This window comes from Apibacter sp. HY039, from assembly GCF_004023655.1.
Classification (GTDB): Bacteria; Bacteroidota; Bacteroidia; order Flavobacteriales; family Weeksellaceae; genus Apibacter; species Apibacter raozihei.
The window spans coordinates 574,658-587,195 of the sequence record NZ_SAYM01000001.1 but is presented as its reverse complement, the minus strand read 5'-3'; the positions used below and the strand labels follow the sequence as shown (position 1 = coordinate 587,195).

General features: G+C 32.4%; 13 protein-coding genes. 1 reads left to right on the top strand and 12 read right to left on the bottom strand.

The features are described 5' to 3' along the window. Nucleotides 1-111 precede the first annotated feature (111 nt). Nucleotides 112-696: a glutathione peroxidase gene (locus EQ921_RS02650; protein WP_128150944.1), complete on the top strand. Its 585-nt coding sequence runs from the start codon at nucleotides 112-114 to the stop codon at nucleotides 694-696. Between the two features lie 80 nt (nucleotides 697-776). On the opposite strand, the gene EQ921_RS02645 is transcribed toward EQ921_RS02650, so the two are convergent. From EQ921_RS02645 to putP, 12 genes are all read right to left on the bottom strand, one after another. Further along, nucleotides 777-1,619, bottom strand: a complete 843-nt coding sequence (locus EQ921_RS02645) for a TIGR02452 family protein (RefSeq protein ID WP_128150942.1) — start codon at nucleotides 1,617-1,619, stop codon at nucleotides 777-779. Continuing rightward, complete coding sequence (locus EQ921_RS02640) at nucleotides 1,616-2,131, bottom strand: O-acetyl-ADP-ribose deacetylase (RefSeq protein ID WP_128330447.1); 516 nt, start codon at nucleotides 2,129-2,131, stop codon at nucleotides 1,616-1,618. Before EQ921_RS02640 ends, EQ921_RS02645 begins: the two co-directional genes overlap by 4 nt. Nucleotides 2,132-2,430: 299 nt before the next feature. Then, nucleotides 2,431-3,312 (bottom strand): ADP-ribosylglycohydrolase family protein, encoded by an 882-nt coding sequence (locus EQ921_RS02635; protein WP_128330446.1) that lies wholly within the window; start codon nucleotides 3,310-3,312, stop codon nucleotides 2,431-2,433. Between the two features lie 129 nt (nucleotides 3,313-3,441). Then, the gene (locus EQ921_RS02630) at nucleotides 3,442-4,488 is read right to left on the bottom strand and encodes a DUF1566 domain-containing protein (RefSeq protein WP_128330445.1); all 1,047 of its coding nucleotides are present in this window, start codon (nucleotides 4,486-4,488) and stop codon (nucleotides 3,442-3,444) included. A gap of 429 nt (nucleotides 4,489-4,917) precedes the next feature. Then, on the bottom strand, nucleotides 4,918-6,216 hold the full coding sequence (locus tag EQ921_RS02625; RefSeq protein ID WP_128330444.1) for a hypothetical protein: 1,299 nt from the start codon (nucleotides 6,214-6,216) through the stop codon (nucleotides 4,918-4,920). A 263-nt stretch (nucleotides 6,217-6,479) separates the two neighbouring features. After that, nucleotides 6,480-7,031: an RNA 2'-phosphotransferase gene (locus EQ921_RS02620; RefSeq protein ID WP_128330669.1), complete on the bottom strand. Its 552-nt coding sequence runs from the start codon at nucleotides 7,029-7,031 to the stop codon at nucleotides 6,480-6,482. Between the two features lie 20 nt (nucleotides 7,032-7,051). Beyond that, on the bottom strand, nucleotides 7,052-7,561 hold the full coding sequence (locus EQ921_RS02615; RefSeq protein ID WP_255424414.1) for a macro domain-containing protein: 510 nt from the start codon (nucleotides 7,559-7,561) through the stop codon (nucleotides 7,052-7,054). 44 nt (nucleotides 7,562-7,605) lie between these two features. After that, a complete protein-coding gene (locus EQ921_RS02610; protein WP_128330667.1) occupies nucleotides 7,606-8,553 on the bottom strand; it encodes an ADP-ribosylglycohydrolase family protein in 948 nt (315 codons plus the stop codon). 2 nt (nucleotides 8,554-8,555) lie between these two features. Then, the gene (locus EQ921_RS02605) at nucleotides 8,556-9,242 is read right to left on the bottom strand and encodes a Sir2 family NAD-dependent protein deacetylase (protein WP_128330443.1); all 687 of its coding nucleotides are present in this window, start codon (nucleotides 9,240-9,242) and stop codon (nucleotides 8,556-8,558) included. Nucleotides 9,243-9,262: 20 nt separating this feature from the next. Beyond that, nucleotides 9,263-9,817: an NADAR family protein gene (locus EQ921_RS02600; RefSeq protein ID WP_185144503.1), complete on the bottom strand. Its 555-nt coding sequence runs from the start codon at nucleotides 9,815-9,817 to the stop codon at nucleotides 9,263-9,265. Nucleotides 9,818-9,828: 11 nt separating this feature from the next. Then, the gene (locus EQ921_RS02595) at nucleotides 9,829-10,530 is read right to left on the bottom strand and encodes an NUDIX domain-containing protein (protein ID WP_128150927.1); all 702 of its coding nucleotides are present in this window, start codon (nucleotides 10,528-10,530) and stop codon (nucleotides 9,829-9,831) included. A 160-nt stretch (nucleotides 10,531-10,690) separates the two neighbouring features. Further along, nucleotides 10,691-12,202 (bottom strand): sodium/proline symporter PutP, encoded by a 1,512-nt coding sequence (gene putP / locus EQ921_RS02590; RefSeq protein WP_128330442.1) that lies wholly within the window; start codon nucleotides 12,200-12,202, stop codon nucleotides 10,691-10,693. Between the last annotated feature and the right edge of the window lie 336 nt (nucleotides 12,203-12,538).

The window sequence follows — 12,538 nt, the reverse complement described above, 5'->3', positions numbered from 1 at the left end:
ATTTTACTATCCTATTTATTACTTTATAAATTTAAAAAACTTCTAAACTAATCAGAACTAATTAACTATTAAAAGGATAAAGTGCTTACCTTTGTAATAAAGAACTTAAAAATGAAAATTAAATTATTAATTACCGTTTCTATTCTAGCATCTGTTTTATACATAAGCTGTACTCAAAAAAATAAATCTTCTGACAATCAGACGGCAACGCCTATATCAAAATCTTTATATGATTTTAAAGTTAATGATATTAATGGAAAAATTTTTGATTTGTCTGAACTAAAAGGTAAAAAAGTGATGATAGTCAATGTGGCTTCGAAATGTGGAAACACACCTCAATATGCTGATCTGGAAAAGCTTTACCAAGATTATAAGGAAAAAAACTTTGTGATTTTAGGTTTTCCTGCTAATAATTTCTTAGAACAGGAACCTGGTACAAATGAAGATATTAAGAAATTTTGCACTTTGAATTACGGTGTAACTTTTCCTATGATGTCAAAAATATCAGTTAAAGGATCCGATATGGCTCCCCTTTATCAATGGTTAACCCAAAAGAAGGAGAACGGAAAATTAGATTCTGAAGTTGAATGGAACTTTCAAAAATACTTAATTGATGAAAATGGTCAATTGGTAGAAGTTATTCATCCTAAAGAATCTGTTTTATCGGATAAAGTTTATAACTGGCTAAATAAATAGTAGTAACCATTTAATTATTACTATTACTGCTTATATATAAAACTTTATAAAAAAATAAACTGAGGGTATTTATCTGTTTGTTATTCCAGTATTTTTTGGAAGGCAGAAATGTTTTCTTGTGATTTACTTCTGTCGTAAACAGCAAATATTATTTTTTTAAAACATTGAGAATATTTTCCTCCTTCCTTAACGTAATTACAGAAATAACGGGCTACATCTTCCGGATTATTCCGAAATACGCCACAGCCCCAAGCGCCCAATACAATAGCATCTGCTCTGTTTACTACAAAAACAGATAATATTTTATCCAGTCGCTCTCTCATGGTTTGTTCTGCATATTTTAATTCTCCCGGGTTATTCTTTGCTGCTGCGCCCAGATTAACTGCCGGACTGGTAAGTATATCTGCAAAATAAGGATCTTGTAATAGATATTCATCACTATCTTTAAAAAATATAACTTCGGGGCTGTAGATCATGTAATCTGAATATAAGTAGGTTTTCCTGCTCCGGTTAAACTCATACATTTCTTTATAATATTTAGTCAATGTAGGATACAAAGTGGATGCTCTTGTTAAGCTTTCTTCCTGAGCTTTTGCATTTCCTAAAAATCCTCCACCTGGATTTTTTGCGGATGCAAAATTCAGAGCAGCAATTTTCATATTCTTATCAATTAAATCTTCAATTGCCTGCTGTGTAGTTTTATTTACTACTGATATTTTAGTAGAATATTTTTTTTCGCAAATACTCCTTTCGAAATCATTTTTAAATTTTGAAAAAGATTCCGGCGTATATAAAATGGATGCATCTACAGATAATCTGATTTTCTCTTTAATATCAATTATTTTGTTCTCTAAGGTATAATGCCCTTCATCTATAATTTTCAATGCCTGCTGTCCTGTCTTTATCTTTATTTTTCCTTTCATCTTAATTTGTTTTTGTACAGTTGTTCATTTTCCTCGTCATAACAAACAAACAGGATTGTTTCAATATATTTATTTTCTTTTTTTAAAAAATATTGCACAGTATTAATTGCTATTTCAGAAGCTTCATTTTTAGGAAAGTGATATATTCCGGTGCTTATATTTGGGAAGGCAACTGATTTAAGCTCTAATTTATCAGCGATTCTAAGTGAATTTATATAACATTGCCTTAACAAATCTTTTTCATTTTTATTTCCTTCATTCCAAACCGGTCCTACTGTGTGAATGACATAGCGAGCAGGAAGGCAACCTGCGGCTGTATAAACAGCTTCTCCTGTATTGCATTTACCTTGTCTTGCCCTGATTTTTTGGCATTCTTCAAAAATTTGCTTTCCTCCTGCCCTATGTATAGCACCATCAACCCCACCACCACCTAACAGCGAAGAATTGGCTGCATTCACAATTGCATCAACATTTATTCGCGTTATATCACCTTTTATAATCTGTATTCCCATATCGTATTGTGTAATATTTACGCAAATATAATTCTTTTTTTTGATTTATCTCAATATTATGCAAAGAGACTTACATCATTATTTTTGAGAGTATTTAAAAGTAGCTAAAGAAATTTATAAAAATACCATGAGGATATACAAAAAACTATCAAGTTATATAATTTCTTATTACCTTATATAAAGACCCTAAAAGGAAATACACTGAATGTTTCATTATAAAAAATATCAATAAAAGTAAAGACTGACTAGCTTCTCTTATTAAAGTAATTATTTTCTAATAAAATATTGAATTAATAAAACTAAAATTTCCAATTACAAACTAGATTTTCAATAATTACACTTGCGTATAGTCTTTTATATTTTTCTATCCAGTGTTCTGGTATACCATTAGTTCCTTTTAATGCTCCGATAATTTGCGAACAGATGGAACAAACAGTATCAGTATCTCCGCCTAAGGCTGTTAAATTTAAAATTATTTCTTCTAAAGAAGACTCATGTATTTTCTGAGCAGCAAATAAAGCAACTGGAACGGAATCTACAACATACCCTGTAGGTCGTGGCACAGTTTTTAAATATTGTAAAGGTTCATTTTTAAACTTTTGAAATTTAAGTAATTTATCTCTTATTAAAGTATCTGGTAATAAAGGAATAATCTTTTCTATTAAATCGGAATATCCGCACCATTTACCCCCAATAGCATATTTTATAGCATAGTAAACAGCTAGCGCACCAATATATGCTTCATCATTTTTATGTGTTATATTACAAATATCTTTTATTATGAAATTTTCTGAAACATTTTTAAATGCGAGGGGAGCTATTCTCATTGCAGCCCCGTTTCCTGCTGCAAATTCACCTGACCTTCCAACTAAAGCCCAATGTCCTCCCACCTGAAGTTCACGTAAAGCTTTCAATGTAGCAGACCCCACACCCGTTATCCGCCCTTTATTATACCAGTTTAAAAAAGAATTAGCTACCTCTTCGGGCTTGATTATCTTTTTATCATATATTGCTTCACAGGTTGCCAAAGTCATTTGAGTGTCATCGGAAATTTGCCAATTAAAATCCCATTCAATTATATCTCCAGGTTCAGCCCCCTCATATCTGTTTCCTATACAATCTCCTATAGTACCAGCTATCAGGCTGCCTCTCAAACGTTCAATTAAAGTCATATTTTTCATTATTGCTTATTTACGTATTTGAATAGTAACATCTAATTTTTAGTTGTAATAAATGATTGCAAGATAAAAAAGAAAAAGGCAATTATTCAAACGAATAACTGCCCTTTGAGAAGTATATTTATTAGTTGTCTATTGTATTGGCTTCGCACATACTACCCTATAAGGAGTACCGTTATTGTAAACTGCCTGTGCTCCTGCATTTTGATCGGAGGATGATACTCCATCTGAAAATAAAACCGTCCTGCTGAACGAAGCATTGTATTTACTTGATGTCCAATAATAATTACCAGAAGCAAATCCATAATTGGCTACCGGAGAATTATTATTCATCTTGATCAAGGCAAAAGCTCCGGCAAGTTCAAATTGAGTCGGAAGTCTCCAGGTACCTGCGGGACTAAGATTAGAACAATAATTAGATGCAGAGGTCTGAGAACCTGAAGAACTACCTCCAAAAACAACATTTAACTCTGGGAAATAATATCCATTGGCAATTTGTTTTAATTCAAAAGTTACATTTTCAACTACCTGTGGATTCGTAATGCTGGTAAAGGTTATAGTAGCAGTGGTGTTTAGATCTTTTGCGGGACTAATACCTGCTAAATTAAATTGAAACTCAGTTTTTCCACTTGAACCGGATGTTGTAATTAATGAAATTAAATTATTTGGGTCATCGGTTACGCTTGCTACCCATTCTGCGTTGGAGGAAACTGTAGCTTTTATTTGAGTTTGCTGTGTATTAATATAATAAACGGAAGCAAACACAGGAACTATAAAGTTATTTGTCTGTCCGTTATTCTTTTTTTTACCGGCTTTCCATTTGGCCCCATCCCAAATGTAAACTCCTTCTTCTAATGTTAAAGCAGGATCTGTATTAGGTACTATATTAACATTAAAGACTACCAGACCTGTGTGCTTTAGTTTTTCTTGTTCATTTTCTTCAGATGCTTTTAAAGTAGGAACCAGAGATGTTCTGGAAACCAAATTGACTCTGGGAAGCAAAATCCCTTTGCTTGAGTTAGCTTCGCTTCCTGAGGTCTGTATTTCTTTAATTTGTAATAAGGCTCCTGATTCCGGAATTTCATCCATTCCTATAGTCACTTGTGAATTCATTGAAGAAAACCATAAAGGTGTTAAAAGAATAATAGCCAGTTTTAAAATGTTCTCAATTTTCATCATTTTTCAAATATTAATTTTGCAATTTTAACAAAATTCGAAAGTATTCAAAAATAGAAAATGCTGTTGTTGAGTATTTTAACACCTATTCTTTCTATATCTATAAATATTTTTACAAATAGAAAACAAATAAAAAATACGGGATAAATAATATTTTTATTTTTTTAACACTAATTAGAAGTAATCTGAATGTATAGGTTAAAATCTATCACTAATATTTCAGATAAATTTATCTTAGAATTTAAGTATTAAGTATTTTAATTTTACATCTATTTATAATCAAAGTTTTTCATAAAAAAGGATTGATAAATATTAACTGTATAATTTTAAAAAAGTGTATTTCGAACTTATACTAAATTATTACTGCCTGATTTTAACAGGCAGTAATTAAAAATATGAAAAAGCTTAAAGATTATAAGAAAAAATTAGTTTTTAATATAATCTTTGTATTGATATGTAAATTCTTCTAAAATTATCGCTGTTATCTGCTGTATCATTGTTGTCTACATTTGGAAAATAATAAACTCTATACCATTTTTCATCCAATGAGATGTCCATAGTTAATACTTCCTGGCTAGTACTTCCTGTATCGGTAGTTGAGGCTGATCCTCCATCACTTGTTAACTGATTGGCACCATAGTTAAGATATATACCATTGTCCAAATTTATCCATCCTCCATTTGCAGCCATCACTATATTAGCTCCGTTGGATCTATCCACATTTGTTAAAGCTGAAAACCAAATTTTTACGGGTGAACTAGAAATGTTTACTAATCGAGGATTAAAAGAAACAGTTCCGGGGCCACCATTGCTACTATCTGTAAAGTAACCGTCTAATCTGATTTTTCCTCCGATTATAGGTAAATCAGAAGCAAAATTATTAAGCCAATTGGTTGCAATAGTGCCATTTGCACCCCCACCGCCTATGGACGCATCTATATTGGGACTTTTATAATATACAAGCTCACCCAGAGAAATTCCATCTCCGGCACCCACTATGGCACTACAGGTCTGACCTCCTATGGATATCTCAAAAGTGGTTGTTTGCGGAGAGGTTACTGTTGGAGTTCCAGATATTGTATAGTTTAGAGTACCTGAACCAGTAGCAAAGTTACCTGCAGCTAAAGTAGCTGTTAATCCATTAACCGGCCCAACGGTCTGAGCATCATATGTACCTCCGTTTCCCCCTGTGTAAGGAATATCCATAACGCCAGTATACGCCGTACCTGATGTATAGGTTGTAGGAGTTAAAGTTACTTTATTACAAACAATGGAACTAATAGTACCGGCAGAAAGGGAACGTCCATCCAGAGCTCTCCATTCTGTTCCATTCCAGAATACATACCCAACATAATTCAGTGTTGATACTTCGCCCAGATTAAAAACCAATAGACCTAAAGCTGGATTGTTTATAGTTGTTTTATCTGTAATAGACGATAAGGATACCCGCGGACCTAAAAATCCTCGTTTACTTCCACTTGCCAGTTCTTTCACATTGATTTCCAAAATAGAAGACGCATCTGGCGTCATTGTCCCTATCCCTACACTTCCAGCAGAAGTAACCACAAAATCATTAGATTGCTGAACTGCTGTTGGAACATCGGCTGTGGGGTTATCTTTCGCTCCATCTATGTGTAAAACAGCCTGCGGATTTAAGGTATTTACACCTACCTGACCTGACAAAATTGTAATAGAGGAAATAAAACCTAATAAATGTAATTTAATTTTCATGTTATAATTGTTGTTAAAGTTTTTTTATGTTAAAAAAAAGATTTTAATTTAGTGTTTACTGAAGTATCTTTTAATTCTTGTCTAATTTAGTGCATTTATTTAAATTAACCTAACCTATTCATCATAAAAACAACTTTTAATATACAATTATTCAATAAAGAACTATAAAAAATCATAAGCAATTGATTATCTATTAAATAAATACAACAAACATATCATACTATCATTTAATAAATTATTTGAGCAATATATCAATACCTGTTTTATTTACTGCTCTCCTCTATATAAACGGGATGTACATAATCGGTTAACCAAACCCCATTCACTGATTTATGAAATATTATACCTTCTTTATACATTTTTCCTGAATGTATGGTTAATACTACAGATTTCCCATGTCTTGCCCCGACTTTATTTGCAGTGTTTTTAGTACTGCTTAAATGTACATGCTGTCTACTCATTTTAGTAATACCCTGTTCTCTAATTGAGGATAAAAAACGTTCTGCCGTTCCATGAAATAAAAATTCCGGAGGTTCAACAGGTTCAAATTCCATATCTATAGGGATTGAATGTCCCTGATTAGCCCTTATTTTGGTTTTATCATTATTAAATGAATATCTTTTTTTATCATTAGATTCTACAATTAGTTCTAATTCTTTTTTAGTAAAGTAGATTTTATGTATACTTGATTTTCGTATTAATTCCTCTACATCCGCCCACCCGTTTCCATCTAAGTCTAAATCTATTTTCTTGGGTTCGTGACGAAGGATAAGGCTTATAAATTTGCCTATGTTCTTTCTTTCTATATCATCCATCATATTTTGTTTTTTCTTTTTTAATCGAAATCATATATGTATGTATTAATGTCCATTTTAATCAGAGTATTTATAATTAAAGGCTCTATCATTTCCCATTTACCTCCGGCTAATCCACAACCTATACGAGGCATATGTACACTGGCTTGTAAGTCATTTGCTTGTTGAGCTAATTTTGTAAGACAAGATTCTACTGCTTCGTAACGGATGGGTACTCCATTACTTCCTGTTTTTGTACCTCTTTGTCCAATCATATTAGCTACGTAAATATACTTTTCTACTTGAATAAGCTCTATCTCTCCTAACTTGAAATTATTCTTATTTCTTTCTCTATGCCATAGGCGATAGGATTTTTCGGGCTCCGCCCATCTTTTAGATATAGCTAAAACAAATCCTTTCCCCCAGCCCCCGATATCGTTACAAATATGTGCTATAATTTTTACTCCTCCTGCTTGCGGAGAGGTAGCATCTCCTTTTAAATAATTAATAGCTTTAATTTTTTCTTTATTATCCATCAGTTTTAATCTCATAATTATTCAAATTCATTTAATTTTCATCCTTTATCTCTAAAAGTTTACTTCTTTATTTTATGTATGTTTCTTTCCAACCTATCGCAAAGATTTTTAATATCTTCAGCCCTAGCTAAACGGTTTATCCAGTGTTGAGGTATTGCATCAAATCCGTAAAGTAACCCGGCCAGCCCTCCGGCAATTGCAGCCGTTGTATCCGTATCACCACCTAAATTTACTGCTTTTAAAACCGTACTTTGAAAAGTATCCTCTTTTAAAAGACACCAAATAGACGCTTCCAGGCTGTCTAAGACATATCCTGAAGAGCCTATTCTGTCTTCTTCTAAATTTGCAATATTGTTATTTAGAATCCTATTAAACAGCTTTACTTCCTGAGTATCAAATTCATTATCGCTCAGAAAAGCACTTACTTTATCTTGCATTTCATAATATGCCTGAATTTTGTCTTTTCCTTGTGCTATCTCTATTGCATACTGCACATATATAAAGCATGAAAAAACCGATCTGAAGTGTGCATGGGTAATACCTGAAACTTCTTTTACTGTGTTAAAAATTTCTTTTACTTCCCGATCTTTAAGATAAAATACCAGAGGAATAATTCTCATTAGTGAACCATTTCCATTATCTTCTTCGAAAAAATTTCCTGAAAACTCAGGTGATTCTCCTTTGATAAGTCTCAAAATTGAGTTACGGGTGCTTCCACCTACATCGAAAACCTTTCCATGAGCTGCCCAATGTCCATATTTATACCATTTCACAAAACGTTTGGCAATAGAATTTAAATCATACCGGTAAGTTAAGCTATCTGCTAAACAAAATGTTAAGGAACTATCATCAGACCAGGTTCCTGGTGGTTGATTCCAACACATAAAACCCATCATATCTACTACAGGATTTACTTTTAAATACTCCCTGCTTTTAAATTCAACCGGAACCCCTAAAGCATCTCCTATAGCAACTCCAAATAATGTACTATGTATTGGCTTATTCATCATTATATAACTGTCTTTAGCACATGCTCTAAAAATTCTTTCATCCCCTCTGAAGCACTTTTCCTGATGTAATTTACTGATTCTAAAGTTTCTTCTTCAGGATTGGGATCGATCAAATATACAGGAATACCTTTTCGTGCATAAAAAACAAGAAAAGCAGCCGGATAGACCTGTAGGGAAGTTCCTACTATAAGTAAAATATCAGCACTTTCAACTTTTTTCTTTGCCTCTTCAATCATGGGTACTTCTTCACCAAACCAGACTACGTTAGGACGCAACTGAAAGCCATCGGATGCTAAATCACCTATAACTATATCTTTATCAAATATTGACACTAAATCAGGATTTTTTTCACTTCTCATTTCTGTTAGTTTCCCGTGAAGGTGTAGCACGTTTGTTGAACCGGCTTTTTCATGTAAATCGTCTACATTTTGTGTAATAACCTGAACACTCAATGTATTTTCTAAATCTTTGACCAACTTATGTGCCTTGTTGGGTTGTATGTCTTTCAATTTATTTCTACATAAGTTATAAAAATCCAACATTTTTTGCGGTTCCCTTTCCCAACTTTTAATTGAAGCTACTTCTTTTGGGTTATAATTTCCCCATAGTCCATCTAGATCTCTGTAAGTACTAATCCCACTTTCCGCGCTGATACCAGCTCCTGTCAATACAACTAAATTTTTCACCTGATGCTTTTCTATTTATATTATTTTAAACGTTCTCTCACTTCCATAAGGGCAAATCCTAATAGGTTCTTTCCCTTCCATAATCTTGGATTTTCAGCTGAATCATTATCCTGCGCCATTCCTATTCCCCATATTTTATCTACCGGACTAGCTTCCACCAATACTCTATCTTTAGTATTCACTAAAAATTCTTTCAGCTCTTCATGTTGAGAAAATTTGTAAAAATTTCCTTCACAAACTAAATCAAAGCTATTTTTCCCCCATATTAGAGGATCAAAATTTCTAACTTTTCTTCCTAACTTTTTAGCTTCAGCCGGAGATTTCGCAATCAGAATTTTTTCAAGTATTTCTTTATCATTAAAAAGCTCGGCTTTTTTTGCCATCATCCAGTGTTCTGCGGAAGCATAGCTAACTCCGTTAACCATAAATTTACTATTCCACCACTGGCTAAAACATGATTTTGTTATTGTACCGTCTTTTGAAGGTGCATGTCCCCAAAAGAAAAGATATTTAACTTTTTCCTTTTTTTCAACTGTATTGAGCAACCATTGTATGTTATAGGTAGTGTGTTTCATCTTTAATTGTTTTAAATTTCAAAATAAAATCCATTTTTAGATAATTCTTCATATTTATTTTTATCAAAGCTATATACTTTTGCTGCTCTATGGGGAGAGCCACTCACTAACTCATTTTGATCTATAAGTAAATGAGTACTCAATATTTTTTTTCGAAAATTTCTTCTATCCAATTCTGTTTGAAGAACTGTTTCATATAATTTATGTAAATCAGGCATTGTGAATTTTTCCGGTAATAATTCGAATCCTATAGGTTTGTACTTTATTTTACCTTTTAACCTTTCTTTTGCAGAGTCAACAATCGTTTTATGATCAAAGGCCAACTCGGGAATTTCAGAAACCGGAAACCATTGAACTTTTGAGGTAAATAAACCAGCTTCTGCCTTATAGTCTGATAGTTTAACTAATGCATAATACCCAATACTAATCACCCTAAACCTGGGATCTCTCTCAACTTTTGTAAATGTATACAACTGTTCCATAAAAATATTTTCCAACAAAGTTTCTTGTTTTAATATTCTTCTGGCACAATCATCAGCATCCTCATTCATATCAATAAACCCTCCAGGCAATGCCCACTTACCTAAAAATGGCTCGATGGCTCTTTCAATCAATAAGATTTTTAATTCTCCCTCATCAAATCCGAAAATTACACAATCTGCGGTAACTGCAGGACGGGGATATTCATAAATATACTTGCCTCTTTTTTCCATGTTTTATATGCGTGATTTATACACAAATGTACTACATTTTATTTATGAAAAAAATTTTTTTGCGTTAATTTTACACATTTACTTTAATGCCAAAAAAAATCCCTTAGTAAAGGGATTTTTTTATATTTTGATATGTTATTTAAAATTGAACCATATATAATTAATTTCTATATTTTTCATTCATTTCTTTTTCCATTTCTTTAAACGTATCTATAACTTCCTGCTCTGGTTTTTTTGTAAGGAGACTAAAAATAATAATCATCAGGAAAGATAATGAGAATGCAGGTATCATCTCATAAATTCCAGTACTGTCATATAATCCTGCATACGTCCAGACCAATACTGTTATACCTCCGGATAACATACCAGCAACAGCTCCAGCAACCGTCATTCGTTTCCAATACAAACATAAAATAATTACCGGCCCAAATGCAGAACCAAAACCAGCCCATGCATTACCTACCAGATTAAGAATACTGTCTTTGGGTGTTAAGGATAATAATAATGCAACAATTGCAACCCCTAATACAGCAAGACGACTTACCAAAAGAGCCTCTTTCTCGGATGGTTTTTTGTTTATAAATGCTTTATAAATATCTTCAGTTACGGAGCTGGAAGTAACTAACAGCTGAGAAGAAATTGTACTCATAACAGCAGCCAATATAGCTGAAAGAAGAAACCCTGTAATTAACGGATGAAATAATACTCTTGTAAAATAGATAAAGATAGTTTCTGCTTTTTCTTTTGAAGAATCAAATTCAATCATAATTATTGAATCAAACTTACTTATATAGGCAATTCCGATTAATCCTACTAATAAAGCTCCTCCAACAGTAAAGATCATCCATCCAATTCCGATTCTTCTTGCTTTTATTAAATCTTTTACAGAATCAATAGCCATGAAACGAACTAAAATGTGCGGTTGTCCACAATATCCTAACCCCCAAGCTAATAAAGAAAAAATACTTATTACTGAAACTCCTTTGAATAAGTCTAAATAATTAGGTCCTTTTGCTTCAATTTCATGAATAGTTTCTACTGGTCCGCCCAAAACTATTATGGCTACTGTTGGAACTACTACTAAAGCTAAAACCATAATAGCCCCCTGAACGAAATCCGTAAGACTTACTGCAAGAAAACCTCCTAAAAAAGTATATATTACTACAACCAAGCTGGTTACTATTAGTCCTATATTATAATCTATACCAAATGAAGATTCAAATAACCTTCCTCCAGCTACCATACCTGTTGAGGTGTATAAGGTAAAAAATACCAATATTAAAATGGAAGAAATAATTTTGAGAATTTTAGACTTATCATTAAAACGGTTTTCAAAAAATACAGGCAGTGTAATTGAGTTTTTAGCTACTTCAGTATATACACGTAAGCGTGGGGCTACATAAAGATAATTTAAATAAGCACCTACAGTTAACCCTATAGCTATCCATGAGGCAGATAAACCTACCATATACATAGCTCCTGGCAATCCCATTAATAACCATCCGCTCATATCGGCTGCCCCGGCTGATAAAGCTGTTACGGCTGCTCCCATTTTTCTTCCTCCCAAAAGGAACTCCTCGGTATTGCTGGTTGCTTTTTTATAGGCATAAAAACCTATCGCTAACATTAAGAGAAAATAAGCACCAATAGAAATTAGTTCGTATACATTCATATTTTATAATTATAGTTAAAATTTTATTTCGCGCCCTAAGATAGTAAATAATACAAAAATGAGTGAAAAAAAGTCAAGATAAAATAAAATTAATAACAATTATGTTTGTTATTAATATTTTCAGCATTTTAATTACATCTTATTAATTTCATAACTTTAACCCTAATAGTTAGTTATGATTTTTATCATGTGCAGTAAATGTAAGATTTTTATATTACTTATTGTTTATTATTTTATTTAATAACCTGACCTCAGCACTTTTTTTATCTAATATTTAAAGAAAAAACTTAAAGAAAAAACAGTGTTAAGGTCTAATTTTTAAAATTAATCTAAAAA

Excerpts from the sequence above, each read along its gene's own strand:
- EQ921_RS02650 (WP_128150944.1), top strand. The coding sequence starts at position 112 with ATGAAAATTAAATTATTAATTACCGTTTCTATTCTAGCATCTGTTTTA.
- EQ921_RS02645 (WP_128150942.1), bottom strand. The coding sequence starts at position 1,619 with ATGAAAGGAAAAATAAAGATAAAGACAGGACAGCAGGCATTGAAAATT.
- EQ921_RS02640 (WP_128330447.1), bottom strand. The coding sequence starts at position 2,131 with ATGGGAATACAGATTATAAAAGGTGATATAACGCGAATAAATGTTGAT.
- EQ921_RS02635 (WP_128330446.1), bottom strand. The coding sequence starts at position 3,312 with ATGAAAAATATGACTTTAATTGAACGTTTGAGAGGCAGCCTGATAGCT.
- EQ921_RS02630 (WP_128330445.1), bottom strand. The coding sequence starts at position 4,488 with ATGATGAAAATTGAGAACATTTTAAAACTGGCTATTATTCTTTTAACA.
- EQ921_RS02625 (WP_128330444.1), bottom strand. The coding sequence starts at position 6,216 with ATGAAAATTAAATTACATTTATTAGGTTTTATTTCCTCTATTACAATT.
- EQ921_RS02620 (WP_128330669.1), bottom strand. The coding sequence starts at position 7,031 with ATGGATGATATAGAAAGAAAGAACATAGGCAAATTTATAAGCCTTATC.
- EQ921_RS02615 (WP_255424414.1), bottom strand. The coding sequence starts at position 7,561 with ATGAGATTAAAACTGATGGATAATAAAGAAAAAATTAAAGCTATTAAT.
- EQ921_RS02610 (WP_128330667.1), bottom strand. The coding sequence starts at position 8,553 with ATGAATAAGCCAATACATAGTACATTATTTGGAGTTGCTATAGGAGAT.
- EQ921_RS02600 (WP_185144503.1), bottom strand. The coding sequence starts at position 9,817 with ATGAAACACACTACCTATAACATACAATGGTTGCTCAATACAGTTGAA.
- EQ921_RS02595 (WP_128150927.1), bottom strand. The coding sequence starts at position 10,530 with ATGGAAAAAAGAGGCAAGTATATTTATGAATATCCCCGTCCTGCAGTT.
- putP (WP_128330442.1), bottom strand. The coding sequence starts at position 12,202 with ATGAATGTATACGAACTAATTTCTATTGGTGCTTATTTTCTCTTAATG.